Annotated in this window: 13 protein-coding genes; 4 read left to right on the plus strand and 9 right to left on the minus strand. The window is 61.7% G+C overall.

The annotated features are described in order from the left end of the window. Positions 1–101 precede the first annotated feature (101 nt). Entirely contained in the window at positions 102–548 is a 447-nt protein-coding gene (locus tag A8B82_RS18945; protein WP_067296005.1) for a GNAT family N-acetyltransferase, read from the plus strand. Next, positions 545–1798 carry a cation:proton antiporter gene (locus A8B82_RS18950; protein WP_067296008.1) on the plus strand — a complete coding sequence of 418 codons (1254 nt, stop codon included), beginning with the start codon at positions 545–547 and terminating at the stop codon, positions 1796–1798. Before A8B82_RS18945 ends, A8B82_RS18950 begins: the two co-directional genes overlap by 4 nt. Positions 1799–1890: 92 nt before the next feature. Here the strand turns inward: A8B82_RS18950 and pgi are convergent, their stop codons facing one another. From pgi to zwf, 3 genes are read right to left on the minus strand one after another with little or no spacing between them, the layout of a single operon-like run. Then, a complete protein-coding gene (gene pgi, locus A8B82_RS18955; RefSeq protein ID WP_067296011.1) occupies positions 1891–3480 on the minus strand; it encodes a glucose-6-phosphate isomerase in 1590 nt (529 codons plus the stop codon). Continuing rightward, the gene (gene pgl, locus A8B82_RS18960) at positions 3480–4151 is read right to left on the minus strand and encodes a 6-phosphogluconolactonase (protein ID WP_067296013.1); all 672 of its coding nucleotides are present in this window, start codon (positions 4149–4151) and stop codon (positions 3480–3482) included. The genes pgi and pgl overlap by 1 nt, the downstream gene beginning before the upstream one ends. After that, entirely contained in the window at positions 4148–5614 is a 1467-nt protein-coding gene (gene zwf / locus A8B82_RS18965; protein WP_067296123.1) for a glucose-6-phosphate dehydrogenase, read from the minus strand. Before zwf ends, pgl begins: the two co-directional genes overlap by 4 nt. A 208-nt stretch (positions 5615–5822) precedes the next feature. On the opposite strand from zwf, the gene A8B82_RS18970 reads away from it, so the two are divergent. After that, positions 5823–6782, plus strand: a complete 960-nt coding sequence (locus A8B82_RS18970) for a radical SAM protein (RefSeq protein ID WP_067296016.1) — start codon at positions 5823–5825, stop codon at positions 6780–6782. On the opposite strand, the gene A8B82_RS18975 is transcribed toward A8B82_RS18970, so the two are convergent. The 3 genes from A8B82_RS18975 to A8B82_RS18985 form a co-directional block, all read right to left on the minus strand. Then, a complete protein-coding gene (locus tag A8B82_RS18975) occupies positions 6779–7861 on the minus strand; it encodes a hypothetical protein (protein WP_067296018.1) in 1083 nt (360 codons plus the stop codon). The genes A8B82_RS18970 and A8B82_RS18975 overlap by 4 nt on opposite strands. A 27-nt stretch (positions 7862–7888) precedes the next feature. Next, positions 7889–8965, minus strand: coding sequence for a DUF2855 family protein (locus tag A8B82_RS18980; protein ID WP_067296020.1), 1077 nt, complete (start codon positions 8963–8965; stop codon positions 7889–7891). Positions 8966–9059: 94 nt separating this feature from the next. Then, entirely contained in the window at positions 9060–9341 is a 282-nt protein-coding gene (locus tag A8B82_RS18985; RefSeq protein ID WP_067296022.1) for an usg protein, read from the minus strand. 232 nt (positions 9342–9573) lie between these two features. Here A8B82_RS18985 and gyrA point away from each other — a divergent pair, with 232 nt between their 5' ends. Beyond that, entirely contained in the window at positions 9574–12297 is a 2724-nt protein-coding gene (gene gyrA / locus A8B82_RS18990; RefSeq protein WP_082899381.1) for a DNA gyrase subunit A, read from the plus strand. A 292-nt stretch (positions 12298–12589) separates the two neighbouring features. Here gyrA and A8B82_RS18995 read toward each other — a convergent pair whose 3' ends face one another. The 3 genes from A8B82_RS18995 to ctaA all read right to left on the minus strand — a co-directional run bounded on the left by A8B82_RS18995 (position 12590) and on the right by ctaA (position 15728). Continuing rightward, on the minus strand, positions 12590–12940 hold the full coding sequence (locus A8B82_RS18995) for a hypothetical protein (protein WP_067296027.1): 351 nt from the start codon (positions 12938–12940) through the stop codon (positions 12590–12592). A 161-nt stretch (positions 12941–13101) separates the two neighbouring features. Further along, positions 13102–14577 (minus strand): carboxypeptidase M32, encoded by a 1476-nt coding sequence (locus tag A8B82_RS19000; RefSeq protein ID WP_067296029.1) that lies wholly within the window; start codon positions 14575–14577, stop codon positions 13102–13104. 2 nt (positions 14578–14579) lie between these two features. Further along, complete coding sequence (gene ctaA / locus A8B82_RS19005; protein WP_067296032.1) at positions 14580–15728, minus strand: heme A synthase; 1149 nt, start codon at positions 15726–15728, stop codon at positions 14580–14582. Between the last annotated feature and the right edge of the window lie 388 nt (positions 15729–16116).

Genomic DNA, 16116 nt, shown 5'->3' on the forward strand with positions numbered 1-16116 from the left:
ATCAGCGACCCCGCACTTGCAAGCCTGCCGTAAGGTGCCTAAAGGTCAGCTATACGGCCTGCCCGCCTGCCCGCAATCGCCCTGAGACGGAGGAGATCCCGATGACGCTGATCATTCGCCCCACAACTTCCAACGACCGGGAAGACTGGGACCGCCTCTACCAGGGATACGCCGAATTCTACAAAGTCGAGCAGACCCCGGAAATGCGCGATACCGTGTTCGGCTGGCTGATGGACGAGACCCAAGAATGCAACGGGTTTGTCGCCGAAACCGCAGAGGGCCGCCTGATCGGGCTGACGCATTTCCGCCCCTTCGCCAGCCCGTTGCGGGCGGCCACCAATTGTTTCCTCGACGATCTCTTTGTCGATCCGGCCGCGCGCGGTTCAGGTGCGGCGCAGGCCCTGATCGACGCGGTGGCGGAACATGCCCGCGCGCGCGGCTGGGCCACGGTGCGCTGGATCACGGCGGATGACAATTACCGCGGGCGCAATGTCTATGATCGTCTGGCCACAAGGACGATGTGGGTGACCTACGACCTCAAGACATGAACTTTCTGCAAATCACCTCCCTGCTGATCGTGCTCGCCGGGGCCTTTGGCGCAATCAACTACCTGTTTCTGAAGCTGCCCTCGGCCATCGGCATTCTGGTGGTGTCGCTGCTGGCCTCTTTCGGGCTGCTGATGCTGGACCTCGCCCTGCCCGCCCTTGGCATTGCCGACACGGTGCGCCAACTGGTCACCGGCATCGACTTTTCCGAGGCGCTGCTGGAGGGGATGCTGGGCCTGCTGCTGTTTGCGGGGGCGCTGCATGTCAAGCTCAGCGATCTGCGCAGTGAATGGCTGAGCGTGTTTCTGATGGCGACACTGGGCATCGCGCTGTCGACGCTGGTGGTGGGCTTTGCCTTTTCCTGGCTGACCGGCATGCCGCTGCTGGTGGCGCTGGTCTTCGGCGCGCTGATCTCACCCACCGATCCGGTGGCGGTGCTGGGTGTGCTGCGCGAGGCCGATCTGCCCAAGGCACTGGAGACCAAGATCGCGGGCGAAAGCCTGTTCAACGACGGTGTCGGATATGTGGTGTTCCTGGTGTTGGTGGGCCTCGCCTTTCCCGGTGCGCATCACGGCGCGGGCGGCAGCCCGCTGGGCGATGCGGCCCTGCTTTTCGCGCAGGAAGCCTTTGGCGGCGCGATCCTTGGGCTGGTGCTGGGCTGGCTCACTTTCCGGGTGATGCGCCGGATTGACGATTATTCGCTGGAGGTGCTGCTGACCCTCGGGCTCGCCTTTGGCGGTTATGAACTGGCGGTCTGGCTGCATGTCTCGGCCCCGATCATGGCGGTCTGCGCAGGCCTGCTGATCGGCGATGTGGGCACCGCACGCGGCATGTCGGAAGAGACCCGCAAATATGTCGAAGCCTTCTGGAAGCTGATCGACGAGATCCTGAACGCGGTGCTGTTCCTGATGATCGGGTTTGAAGTCTTTGCCATCGCCCTGAACACGGATGTGCTGGTGACCGGCGTGATCACGATTTTTATCGCGCTGTTGGCGCGGCTGGCTGCCGTGGCGGTGCCCATCGCGATGCTGCGCCCGTTCCGCAGTTTCAGCGCCGGTGTGACGCCGATCATGACCTGGGGCGGGTTGAAGGGCGGCATCTCTGTTGCGCTGGCACTGTCGCTGCCGGAGGGCGAGTGGAAATCGCTGATCCTGACCTGCACCTATGTCGTGGTCGTCTTTTCCATCATCGTGCAGGGGCTGACCGTGGGGCGGCTGGCAAACCGGATGGGCCGCGCGCCGGACCTCATGTGACCCACCGGTGCGGCTGCGCCGCATTCGATCCATATTTTGTTGGGGCTCTGCCCCAAACCCCGGGAATATTTAGGGCCAAAAAGAAAACGGGGTCAGGCCCGGTGTTTCAGGATGTAACCCACCAGTGCGGCGGTGGAGCCGTCCTTGCCTTCCGCGCTTGCGCTGCCTTCGACAATGGGTTGCAGGGAGGTCGCCAGTTCCTTGCCCAGTTCCACCCCCCATTGATCGTAGGAATTGATGTTCAGGATCACCCCTTCGACAAAGACGCGGTGTTCGTAAAGCGCGATGATCTGACCCAGGGTGAAGGGATCAAGCAGCGGATAGACCAGCGTGGTGGAAGGCCGGTTGCCCGGAAAGACCCGGTGGCGGGCCTGACGTTCCAGTTCATTGCCGGTCAATCCCTTTGCTTCCATCATGCGCCGCGCCTCGGACAGCGAGCGGCCGCGCATCAACGCCTCTGACTGGGCGAGGCAATTGGCCAGCAGCAATTGGTGATGGTGCGCCAGTTCGGGTTCATGCCCGTTGGCGGCAACCAGGAATTCGCAAGGCACCACCCGCGTGCCCTGATGGATCAGTTGGTAGAACGCATGCTGGCCATTGGTGCCCGCCGCGCCCCAGACCACGGGCCCGGTGTGATGCGCGGCATCGGTGCCGTCCATCTGCACCGCCTTGCCGTTGCTTTCCATCTCAAGCTGCTGGAGGTAGTCCGGCAACATCCGCAGCCGCTGGTCATAGGGCAGGACGGCGCGGGTTGCATAGCCGCAGAGCTGGTTGTGCCAGATGCCCGCAAGCGCCAGCATCATCGGCATGTTTTCCAGCGGCTCTGCCACGCGGAAGTGCGTATCCATCGCCTGCCCGCCCCGCAGAAAGGCATCGAAGCCCTTTGGCCCGATGGCGATCATCAGCGCGAGACCAATCGGCCCCCACATGGAATAGCGCCCGCCAACCCAATCCTCAAAGCCAAAGACCTGTTCGGGTTTGATGCCAAAGGCTGCCGTTTTGTCCTCTGCCGTGCTGAGGGCCGCGAACTGGCGCGCGGGATCACCGCCGTGGTCCGTCATCCAGGCCTTGGCGGTGCGGGCGTTGGTCATGGTCTCGATCGTCGTGAAGGTCTTGGAGGCGACAATCACCAGCGTGGTTTTGGCATCCAGCCCGCGCAGCGTGTCGGCGATATGTGCGCCATCGACATTGGAGACGAAATGGCACCGCGGCCCGTCGTGATAAGGCGCAAGTGCGGCCACCGCCATGGCCGGGCCCAGATCGGAACCGCCGATGCCGATGTTGACCACATCGGTGATGGCGCTGTCGCGGACCGTGTCGGCATAGCGGCGCATCCGCTCAAGCGTGGCATGCACCCCCGGCATTACATCGGTGCCGTCCATCATGACCGGCCCGCCATCGAGATTGCGCAGGGCGGAGTGCAGCACCGCGCGGCCCTCGGTCTGGTTGATCTTTTCGCCCGCGAACATCGCGTCGCGCTTGCCCGCCACACCGGCCTGTTCCGCAAGGGCAATCAGGTCGGCGCGGCTGTCCGCGTCGATGTTGGTCTTGGCGTAGTCGAAATGCAGATTCTCCAGCGTGACGGAGAAATCTGCCGCCCTGCCGGTATCCTCGAAAAGGGCCAGCAGCGGTCTGTCCGCGACGGCTTCGGCCCGGCTTTTCAGTTTGTTCCAGAGTGTCATCATGCGGCCCAATGTACCTCTGCGTTGTTCAGAACGGCGGCGACGGGTGCCTCTTCGGGTGGCAATTCCTCCGCGCGTTCCAAGGCGGCGCGTTTCGCGTCACCGAAGATCACCAGATGTGTGGACATGGCACCACGCAGCACATGGGCGGGCAATGTCACGCGCGCGATATCCTGGCCTTCGGGCCGGACGACACAAAGATTGGGCGCGCCTGACGCCATCGCCGCCGCGACCCCCTCGGCCCCCGGAAACAGCGAGGCGGTGTGCATGTCATCGCCCATCCCCAGCACCAGCAGCGAAAGCGGCAATTGCCCCTCCAGCGTCGGTGCAACTGCTGCGGCACCGGCCTCGGCATCCATACCGGGCTGAAAGAAGGGCAGAAACCGTGCCGCCGCCGCATGGTCGGTCAGCAGCCGCGAACGGACCAAGGCCCCGTTGGAGCGCGCGTCCTTCTCGGACACCCAGCGTTCGTCGGTCAGCATCACATGCACCCGGCCCCAATCCAGGTCGGTGCCGCTGAGCATGTCAAAGATCGGGCCGGGCGTGGTGCCGCCGGGCACGGCAAAGGAGGCGAATTCATGCACCAGAAGGCATTTCTTCAATTCTCCGGCCAGCCGGTTCGCGACCTTCATCGCCAGGATTTCCCGGTCGGGATATTCGATCAGGTTCATGGGGTCACCTCGCGCCATTCGCGGCCGTCACGCCGCATCAGTTCGTTTGCATAGTCGGGCCCGGCAGAACCGCTGTCATAGGGTTTGGGCACGTCATTGCGGGCCTCCCAGCCCTGAATGATCGGGTCGGTCCAGGCCCAGGCGGCCTCGACCTCATCGCCGCGCATGAACAGGGTCTGGTTGCCGCGCATCACGTCCATGATCAGCCGCTCATAGGCATCCACCTGATCCGCACCCTCGCCCAAAGCCTCGGCAAAGCTCATGTCGAGGGGGACGTCGATCAGCCGCATGCCGCCCGGCCCCGGTTCCTTGATCGTCACGCCAAGGGTGATCCCCTCGTTCGGTTGCAGCCGGATCGACAGCACATTGCGGTGGCGGCCCGCGTCCTCGCCAAAGATCGAATGCGGGGTTTCCTTGAACACCACGGTGATCTCGGAAGAGCGCGCCGACAGCCGTTTGCCGGTGCGCAGATAGAACGGCGTGCCGGCCCAACGCCAGTTGCTGATATGGGTTTTGAGCGCGACAAAGCTTTCGGTACGCGAGCGGGGGGAATCGACTGCCTCGCGGTAGCCGGGCATCTTTTCCTCGTTGCCGGTCTCGGCCAGATACTGCCCTCGCACGATGTGGTGCGGCAACACCGGGTCCAATGCGCGGATGACTTTCAGCTTTTCGTCGCGCACCGCATCCGGCGCAAACCGCGCGGGCGGCTCCATCGCGATCAGGCACAAAAGCTGCATCAGGTGGTTCTGCACCATGTCGCGCATCGCACCGGACTTGTCATAATATTCACCCCTGCCCCCGACCCCCACGGTTTCTGCCACGGTGATCTGGATATGGTCGATGAACTGCGCGTTCCACAGCGGTTCGAACAGCATGTTGCCAAAGCGGACCGCCATCAGGTTCTGCACGGTCTCCTTGCCGAGGTAATGGTCGATCCGATAGATCTGATCCTCGTTGAAATAGGTGGCGAGGGTCGCGTTCAGCGCATGGGCGCTTTCCAGATCGCGGCCAAAGGGCTTTTCGACCACGATGCGCGCGTCCTTGTCGGCCATGCCCCATTGCTGCAACCGTTCGGCCAGATCGCCGAACAGCGTCGGCGAGACGGAGAAGTAATAGGCTTCGGTCCGGCCCTTGCCCTTCATGATCTCTTGCAGTTCGGCCCAGCCTGCCTCGCCGCGCGCGTCGATGGCGGTGTATTCGATCCGCGACAGGAAATCCTGCATCGCCTCGGGCGTGTGGCTGAACCCGGCATTGAATTCCTCAATCGCCTCTGCCACCATCTCGCGATAACCGGCGCTGTCCAGTTCGGTTCGGGCGGCCCCGACGATACGCGATTCCGGTGGCATCTGTCCGGCGACGAAGCGGCGGAAAAGCCCCGGCAGGATCTTGCGTCGGGCCAGATCGCCTGTGCCCCCGAAAATCACCAGATCGAATGGATCGACCGGAATCACACGGCTTTCCATATGTGGCAGCCGGTCTTTGGTCTGGGTCATACTGGATTTGGTCTGGGTCATGCTGGCCCCTGCGGTTCTTGAGCTTCTGTTAGCGCTACCATACTCGTATATTCGGGCTTCACAAGGTCGTGCACCGCCCCCGGTCAGGTCTTTTCACGCCCTGCCCGATCGCTTAGCACAAACAATAGCATCCGAAACGATCAGACAAGGACCTATCATGAAAGATATGGCCAACGCCAAATCGCAGGCGAATGTCGGCAAGTTCGTCGACCCGGCGACCACCGCCAAGGGCGAGCCGCGCGCGACTGTGGCGCTGAGCAACCCGCAGACGCTCTGGTTTAATACCGGGACGCTGTGCAACATCGAATGCGCCAATTGCTATATCGCCTCGTCGCCCACCAATGACGCGCTTGTCTATATCACCGCCGATGAGGTGCGCGACTATCTTGACCAGCTTGAGGCGCGCAAATGGGCGGTGCGCGAAATCGCCTTCACCGGGGGCGAGCCCTTCATGAACCCCCAGATGATCGAAATGACCGAGGCATCGCTGGCGCGGGGATACGAGGTGCTGATCCTGACGAACGCCATGCGCCCGATGATGCGCAAACCCATGCAACAAGGGCTGAAACGCCTGAATGCGGCCTACCCCGGCAAGCTGACGCTGCGCATTTCTGTCGATCATCACCGCCCGGCCCTGCATGACGCCGAACGCGGCGAAGGGTCCTTTGACAAGACGCTTGCGGGCATGAAATGGCTGCGTGACAACGGGGTCCGCATGGCCATCGCGGGCCGCTCCGTCTTTGCCGACAACGAGGCGGAAAGCCGCGCGGGCTATGCTGCATTCTTTGCTGAACACGGGTTCGACATCGACGCGGACAATCCCGGCATGACGGTGCTGTTTCCTGAAATGGACGAAAGGATCGACGTGCCCGAGATCACAACCGCCTGCTGGGGTATTCTGGACAAATCACCTGACGCGGTCATGTGCGCGTCCTCCCGCATGGTGGTCAAGCGCAAGGGGGCCGAGGCGCCTGCGGTGCTGGCCTGCACCCTGCTGCCCTATTCCCCCGAGTTCGAACTGGGCACGACGCTGGCCGAGGCCGAAGGTGACGTGGCGCTGAACCATCCCCATTGCGCGAAATTCTGTGTTCTGGGCGGGGCAAGCTGTTCGGCCTAGGCCTTCCGCCCTGCCTGAAAGTGCTGCCAGGCGCGCTGCATCGCGTCTGCGCGCCCCTGAATGTGGGCTAGGCGTTCGGCTGCGGGAACAGCGCGCCGCAGCGCGGTTTCCTGCCGTATCCTTTCAGCCAGATCCTCGGGATTGCGTATACCGCGCGGTTTGAAATAGGCCGGGTCGATCCCGAAATCTTTTGCGAAAGCCAGATTGCGCGCCTCGAACCGGGTGTCGATACAATCTCCCAACCAGGTCAGGAATGCCGCGTCCGGCAGCGGGATCGCCTGCACGGTTGCGTCACCGACAGCCAGAAACCTGTTTGCCTCATGCCTGCCCGGCATGTCGAAGCCGCGCTCAATCGCATTGCTCACCGCCTCGACAATGGCGGGATCGAAAGCGGCGTTCACCACCGCGTCGTCTGTGGGGGCGGCGTCGGATGCAAGACCGATCCGGGTCGCGAAATCCACCAGCAGCGGGCGTTCGGCATCTCGGGACGGTAAGGCCGCGACAGTCAGCGGCACCTCCAGCGCGCCCAGCTCTTGCGCCATCGCTGACATGCTGTCGGACCAATCAAAGCGCGTGAACCCTCCGGCATCCCGCCCGACATCGTGATGGCCAAGCGCAATGGCCATCAGATGCCTTTCCACGCCGGTAAAAAGCATCGGGTCAATGTCATGGCCGCGCAAGATCGTGGCTGTCTCCGCAATCCGGTTCGGTTCACGGAACAGCCATTGGCCATACACCGACCGCAGGTAATCCGACTGCCTGCGCACATAGGCCAGGGCCGAGGCGTCGGCCCCCTGATCCAGGGCGGCACGCACCAAGGCCAGCAGGGCCGCCTTTTTCTTGAAAAGCGCCTCGTGGCTGATGATCAATGGCAAACCGGGCGCGGCAGCCCGTGCCATCCGTGCTGCATATCCTTCAATGGTCCCGCCATCCCCGGCTTCCAACGCCTGAATGTCCTTTGATCTGGGAAGTATTGCATGCAGACATGCATCCGCCGCCGCCGAGGTTCGGCGCAGATAAGTCTGAATAGCAGAGGACCCGCATTTGCCCGGTCCGAGATGAAAGATGATCCGCGCCATGCGAAACCGGCTAAATGAGATCGCTTTTCAAGACAAGTTTCCAATCACGATGACATGTCCGTCACGCGGGTTGGCGCGGCCCTCTGCCAGGTCGGCATAGACCTGTGGCGCGGCCTCGATGCCCTCGTGGACCCGGACCTGCATCCAGGCTCCCGCTTCTGCCGCGATACGTTTCCAGGCCGCCGCGATGCGTTTTTCAATCTCGCCCGGCCCCCATTCCTCGCGTCGCTTCGCAATCTGGGAAGGCGCGAAAAAGAACTGCGGTTTTGGCCCCGGCAAGGATTTCTGCGGGCGAAACTGGTCCCAATGGCTGGTGCCGACTGCGGCGGAATGTTTCAGGACCTCTGCCAGATGGCCATGCAGCTTCAGCTTGACCTCGGCATTGCCAGACATATCCACATAAACCGATGGCACCTGCGCGATTTCTTCGATCTCGCCATAGCTGACCACCTGATCGCAGGCCCCCAGCCCTTCGACAAAGCTGCGGTTGCCCTCCGAGGTCAGACCGACGATGCGGTAGCTGCGGTCTTCCGGCTCTGCCAGATATTTGCACAGGCCCAGCCCGGTCTTTGAGGACGCCGACCCGATGATGATCTGCTGCGCGCCAAAGCACTCATTGTCCATCAGCCAGTCAAACAACAGGTATGAGGTCGCCAGAAGCGGTTGCAGCAAGGCGCGCAGGTGGTCCTGTTCCACCGCCCCCTGTCGCACCGGGACATAGCGGTTATAGACCGCAGGCAGGTCGGCCCGATGCGCCACCGCATCCAGGATCATGCCATGGCCGTCATCTTGCGGTGCAATCACCAATTCCTCCGCCAGCGGATAAAACCCGTAAAGCCGCGCTCCCTGTTCCACCGCATCGCTGCGGCTTTCCACCACATTTGCGACGCCCCAGACCGGGACCTGACCCATGCCGTCGCCCCCCGTGGGAAAGAACCTCCAATACCCGATGTCAAACCCGACGGCGGCATAGGTGATGTTGTTGGCGGTGATGGCAAAGCTTTCCAGCCGCAACCGGGCCTCACCCGGTTGCAACGGGGGGCTTTCCACCTCCTCCAGCCGAATTTGCGTGATGTTCTTCTGGTCGACAAGAAGTCGTTTCATGCCGTTCCTCCCATATGGCTTGCCTCAGCCTAACCGGGGAACAACAGCATGTGAGCCGGAAAATGCACCGACGCCACGTCACATCGCGACCTGGTCAATGAAGAATGAATTCCCCCACCTGATTGCGCCACTCGCCCGGACCGATCAGCTTGCGATGGGTGAAGCGCACCGAATGAAGCGGGCCGTCGATCTTTTCCTGCCAGAATTCGACAAAGCTGAAGAGTTTCGGATGATCTGGTGCCAGGTCGTAGTCCTGCCAGATGTAGGAATTCAAAACATGGGTGTAATCCGGCATCCGGTAAAAGAATTCCGCCGTGGTCAAACCATATCCCTTGAGCATCATTTCAGTTTCGGTTGCGATGGGTGTCTGGGCCATTTGTGACCTCTCCTTGCTGCTGCTATATCACCACCTTCGCACGGATGAATTACTTTTCAATAAAAACAGTGTGTTGTCACTCCATCCCCTTGGCTGCCAGTGATCGGGGGGCATCGTGCATTGCACCTGATATGCGCCCTCTGCTATAAAATCTCACAATATATAGATCGCCATCAGAAGCAGAGCAGCCAACGTGAACGACACGCCGGAAACCCCTGAAAACGAAGACGAAATGCCGCCAGAACGGCCCGAATTCGATGGCCCTTCGGTCACCATCGAACATGAGATGCGCACATCCTATCTGGATTACGCCATGTCGGTCATCGTCAGCCGCGCAATTCCTGATCTGCGCGACGGGTTGAAACCCGTGCACAGGCGTATCCTTTTTGCCATGCACGAGACCGGAAATACCCACGAAAAATCCTATCGCAAGTCCGCGCGGCCCGTGGGCGACGTCATGGGCCAGTACCACCCGCACGGCGACAGCGCGATCTATGACGCGCTGGTGCGGATGGCGCAGGATTTCTCGATGTCGCTGCCGCTGCTGGACGGTCAGGGCAACTTTGGCTCGATGGACGGCGATAACGCCGCCGCCATGCGCTATACCGAAGTGCGCATGGACAAGCCCGCCGCCTTCCTGTTGGCGGATATCGACAAGGATACGGTTGATTTTCAGGATAACTACGATGGCAAGCAGAAAGAACCCTCCGTTCTGCCTGCCCGGTTTCCGAACATGCTGGTCAATGGTGCCGGTGGCATTGCCGTCGGCATGGCCACCAATATCCCGCCGCACAACCTGGGCGAGGTCATCGACGCCTGCCTGGCGCTGATCGAAGACCCTGATCTGACCTCTGAACAGTTGATCGACTATGTCCCCGGCCCCGATTTTCCCACCGGCGGCATCATGCTGGGCCGCTCCGGTGCGCGCAAAGCCTACCTTGAAGGGCGTGGCAGCGTCATTATCCGGTCAAAAACGCGGGTGGAAGAACTGCGCAAGGACCGTTGGGCCATTGTCATTGACGAGATCCCCTATCAGGTGAACAAGGCCACAATGATCGAGCGCATCGCGGAACAGGCCCGCGAGAAGAAGATCGACGGCATCGCCCATGTGCAGGACGAATCCGACCGCAATGGCGTGCGGGTGGTGATCGAGTTGAAACGGGACGCGACCGCCGAGGTGGTCATGAACCAGCTGTTCCGCTTTACCCCGATGCAAACCTATTTCGGCTGCAACATGCTGGCGCTGAACGGTGGCCGGCCAGAAACGCTGACCCTGCGGCGGTTCCTGACCAGCTTTATCGACTTCCGCGAGGAAGTCGTGGCCCGGCGCACCGCTTACCTGCTGCGCAAGGCGCGCGAGCGCAGCCATATCCTGTGTGGTCTGGCCGTTGCGGTCACCAATATCGACGAGATTGTCGCCACCATCCGCGCCTCTGCTGATGCCGCCGAAGCGCGTGAAAAGCTGATGACACGGCGCTGGCCCGCGGCCAGCATTCTCGAATATATCGCGCTGATCGACGATCCGACCCATACCGCCAACGACGACGGCACCTACAACCTGTCAGAAGCACAGGCGCGCGCCATCCTTGAACTGCGGTTGCAGCGTCTGACCCAGATCGGCGTCAAGGAAGTCACCGACGAGTTGGAAGAACTGGCCGGCAAGATCAAGGAATACCTGGAGATTCTGGGCTCCCGCGAGCGGATCATGGGCATCATCTCGGATGAGCTGCGCGAAGTGCGCGACCAATTTGCCGTCCCGCGCCGCACCGAGATCGTGGACTGGTCCGGCGATATGGAGGACGAAGACCTGATCGCCCGCGAGGACATGGTCGTGACCGTGACCTCCGGCGGCTATATTAAGCGGACCCCGCTGGCCGATTTCCGCAGCCAGCGGCGCGGCGGCAAGGGGCTGTCGGGTGGCGGGCTGAAAGAGGACGACGTGGTCACCACGCTCTTTGTCGCCAACACCCATACGCAATTGTTGTTCTTCACCACCGAAGGCATGGTCTACAAGCTCAAGACCTGGCGCCTGCCCCAGGGCAGCCGCACCTCCAAGGGCAAGGCGATTGTCAATATTCTGCCGATCCCCACAGGCGTGTCGATTGCCGCGATCATGCCGGTGGACCGGGACGAGGACGAATGGGACGATCTGCAGGTCGTCTTTTGCACCGACCATGGCACCGTGCGTCGGAACAAGCTGTCTGACTTCACCAATGTGAAATCGAACGGCAAGATCGCGATGAAGTTCGAGGGCGAAAGCGAAGGCTGGAAGCTGATCAACGCGCGCATCGCCTCAAACGACGACAACGTGATGCTGACCACCAATTCGGGCCGGGCGATCCGGTTCCGCGCCGATGACGTGCGGGTCTTCAACTCGCGCGCTTCCACCGGTGTGCGGGGCATCAGGCTTTCGGGCGATGACCGCGTGGTCTCCATGTCGGTGATCCGCCACTTCGAGGCGACCTCGGACGAACGGGCAGCCTATCTCAAAATGCGCCGCGCCATGGCTGGCATCGCCGATGACGCCGAGGTCGAGGATGAAGACGAGGGCAACGCCAACGCAATCCTGCCGATGGAGCGTTACGTGGAAATGTCCGAAGCCGAAAACCTGATCCTGACGATCACCTCCGGCGGCGCGGGCAAGCTCAGCTCGGCCCATGATTATCCGCTGCGCGGGCGTGGTGGCATGGGTGTCACCGCCTGGGACAAGCGGATGCAGACCGGCGAGATCGTGGCATCCTTCCCGGTCGAGATGGACGACCAGATCATGCTGGCCACCTCCAAGGGACAGTCGATCCGGGTGCCGGTGGATGGCATCTCGTTCCGATCCCGTTCGGCTGGTGGTGTGAAAGTGTTCAACACCGGCAAGGGCGAAGTGGTCGTCAGCGTGGCCTGGATCGCAGATCAGGGCGATGCGGATGTCGATAGCGACACGACGGAAGATCCCGCCGAATAAGGGCTAACCGAAACTGCAACCGGTTGCAGACCGTCCGAACCAGCCAAAGGTTGGGCCCCCGCAGGTAACTGCGGGGGCCCGTTTTTCGTGTGGGGCGGAAATCGGTGACACAGTCCCCGGCCAATAGGTGCGGCGACAAGGCTGGTCTGGAAAAGGCATATCTCCGGCGGCCATGCGGCGGATCACTTGCAAGCTATCTGCTCAGAAGAAACCAAAAGGCAAAACGCCTCCCGGCCTTGCGACCGGGAGGCGTGAATTTTCTAACCCTGCCCCGATGGGGCAGCGCCATGAATTAGTCGGCGACGGGCGTGGTAGTTGTTGTTGTGCCCGAGCCGCTGTCGCTGGCTGCCAGAACGACCAGCAACAGAGCGCCCGCTGCAGCGGCGCCACCTGCGGCAAGACCGCCACCAGCAGCGTAAAGCGCACCATCGTCATCCTGGACGCAGCGACGTGCGCGCACGCCGTCGATTGTTTCGATTTCAGCTTTGCAGCTGTAGATCTGGCCGTTGCCACCCTGAACGCGGAGAGGGTATGCGGCGTTGCCGGTTTCACCCAGAACTGCTGCCTGAGTTGTATTCTGTGCGGATGCACCTGCGGCAACGGACATTGCTACAGCTGCGGTAAGTGCGAAAATCTTCTTCATCTGGACCAAACTCCCAAGAGTATTTCTGTTCACAATTCTTATGACACGTATCAAAAGTCACTAAAAGCCATGTATCGCATTGCCTGGCAATTTGCACCTGCTGATACAAAAAAATCGCACAAAAAACAGGAGATCATTGGCGAAAAAATGCTCATTGGGGCCTAGAGATCGTAAATTTCCGTAAACTTGCCCCGCAAATACCCCAGAAGCGGCGACTCAGAAGGCGTTTTTCCTGTGGCCTGAGCGATGACATCGCGCGGTTCCAGCAGCCCGCCGTGGGTCTGGACGTTTTCGCGCAGCCAACCGGTTGCCGTGCTGGTGTCCCCTTGTCCCAACTGATCGTCCAGACCGGGCAACGCCGCGCGCATCGCTTCGTTCAGGCACCCGGCATAGACGTTGCCCAGCGAATAGGTCGGGAAATAGCCCAGCAAGCCCACGGACCAATGCACATCCTGCAAGACGCCGTTCGAAGCCTTATCGACCGGATAGCCGAAATCGGCTTCGAACCGATCGTTCCAGGCGGCTTCAAGGTCCTGAACCTGCAGGTCATGCGCCACCAGTGCGCGTTCCAGATCGAACCGCATCAACACATGCAGATTGTACTGCAATTCATCCGCTTCGGTGCGGATATAACCATCAGAAACCCGGTTCACGACCCTGTAGAAGGTTTCGGCATCCGGGATGCCAAAATCGCCAAATGCCTCTTTCATCTCGCCGAACAGCCAGCCGGTAAAGGCGCGGCTGCGCCCGATCTGGTTTTCGTAGATCCGGCTTTGGCTTTCGTGCACCCCCATCGACACACCCCGGCCCAGCGGGGTCAGCAGGTAGGCCCTGTCGATCCCCTGCTCATAGGCGGCGTGGCCAACCTCGTGGATGGTGGAATAAAAGCAATTGAACGGGTCGACCTCGTTGGTCCGCGTGGTGATCCGCACATCCAGGCCGGACCCCGAGGAAAACGGATGCACGGCCTTGTCCACCCGGCCCATGGACATGTCATAGCCGAAAGTCTTGGCCAGATGGCGGGTCAGCTTCATCTGTGCCGCTTCGTCAAAGCGGCCCTCCAGCTTCGGCGGTGCCTTGGCGGCACGAACCGCTGCGCGCAACTCGCTCAACTCCGGGCGCAGCGCGCCGAACATCCCGGCAATTTCCGCGCCTGTGGTGCCGGGCTCATAATCCTGCAACATCGCATCATAGACATCGCCGCCCATCGCCAGCGCCTGCCCCTCTTCGCGTTTCAGCGCGATGACCTCGGTCAGGGTCGGGGCAAAACTGGCAAAGTCATCCGTCGCGCGGGCCTCGGCCCAAATGCCCTGCGCCTCGGAGGTGACGCGGGCGATCCGTGCCGCCAATTGCGCGGGCACCTTGCTGGCGCGCTCAAAGCTGCGGCGGATGTGGCGCAGGTTGGCACGGCCTACGTCATCCAGCGTATCTTCCTCGATCTCGGCCAGCCAGCCGCCCACACGGGGGTTGACGCGGCGTGCATGCAGCACGGATTCCATCGCGGCCATTTCCTCGGCCCGCTGCGGGGCTGCGCCGCGCGGCATCATGGTTTCCTGGTCCCACCCCAGCCGGCCCGCCACCTGTGACAGGGCTTCGGTTTCGCGCTGGTGCGCCATCAGGTCGTCATAGGCGGTCATGGTCATTTTCCTCTCAGGGATGTCGCGACGGGATAGGCGCTCAGGAAGCGGGCGCGCAGGATCAGCACCCACAGAACGACCGCAAGCGCCTGATGTGTCAGGGCAATATGGACGGGAGCCGCATAAAGCACGGTGGTAATGCCCAGCACGATCTGCAAGGCCAGTGCGGCCATCACGGCGTTAAAGGCGAAACGCGTGGTTGCATGGGCCGAGCGCCGTCCGCGCAGCCAGACGACAGCCCCGAAGAGGGCCAGCAGATAGCCGGTCATGCGGTGAATGAATTGCACCAACCCGGCGTTTTCAAAGAAATTGCGCCAGACCGGCGTCAGGTCGAGCGCGTCGGGCGGAAAGAACTGCCCCTGCATCAGCGGCCAGTCGATGAAATAGCGGCCCGCGTCGATCCCGGCCACCAGCGCACCCAGCAGGATTTGCAGGAAAGCGAGGTGCAAAAGGCCCGTGGCCATCCCGAATTGTTTTGCCTCCTTGGCCCGGCGCGCCTGCATCAGGTCACGCTCCGACCGGCCCAGCATCAGGATGTACCAGGTGATGAACCCCATGATGACAAAGGCCAGGCCCAGATGCGTCGCAAGCCGGTAGCTGGCCACATCCGTGACCCCCTGCCCGCTGGTCACACCGGATGACACCATCCACCAGCCAATCGCCCCCTGTGCGCCGCCAAGCGCACCCAAAAGCAACAGTCGGCCATGCCAGCCCGCCGGGATCTGGCGGCGCAGCGCGAACCAGCCAAAGCCCAGTGCCCAGACCAGCCCGATCACCCGGCCAAGCTGACGGTGTCCCCATTCCCACCAGTAGATGCGTTTGAAATCAGCCAGTTCCATCCAGGCGTTCTGCACCTGAAATTCGTCGATGGCCTGGTATTTCTCGAACTCCGACTGCCAGTGCGCCTCACTCATCGGGGGCAGCGCGCCGGTCACGGGCCGCCATTCTGTAATCGACAGGCCGGAATCCGTCAGCCGGGTCATGCCGCCCACTGCGATCATGACAAAGACAAGTGCAAAGAGGATCATCAGCCAGACCCGCATCGCACGGCGGCCAGCGCCCCTGCCCCGGTCGATCACACCTGCATGGGTCTGCGGCCTTGTGGTTTCGGTCTCGGCCACATCTTCGAACAACTTGCGTTTTTCAGCCATATCCTGCCTCGGTCTTGAAGTACCGCCTTGGTAGGTCACGGCGCGGCAGAGGTCCAGTGGGGCAAAAGTTGCGGTCCGGGTCCGCAGTGTCGCACCCATGGGTTCGGGATCGGCCAGGACTGGGGCGGCAAATCCCGCCCGGCACGGTCCTGGCAGCTAAGCAATGGCAGCGTTATCCGGTTCAGTCTGGGCAGTCTGGCCTGCAAACAGGTCGGGGCTGCGGTCATCCAAGCCCGAATGCCATCTTTTTTGCCGGGTCCATCCCGGTTTTGAAACCGTAGACATGTCATAAATGACAGGTCTTGGATGACATGTCATTTAAGACATGTCTGCACCGCTGGTTGCGAACAAATGGGGCGGCTTCCAAAGGCACCATGATCCAGAGCCT

Origin of the sequence: Sulfitobacter sp. EhC04, assembly GCF_001650875.1 — a bacterium.
GTDB lineage: Bacteria > Pseudomonadota > Alphaproteobacteria > Rhodobacterales > Rhodobacteraceae > Sulfitobacter.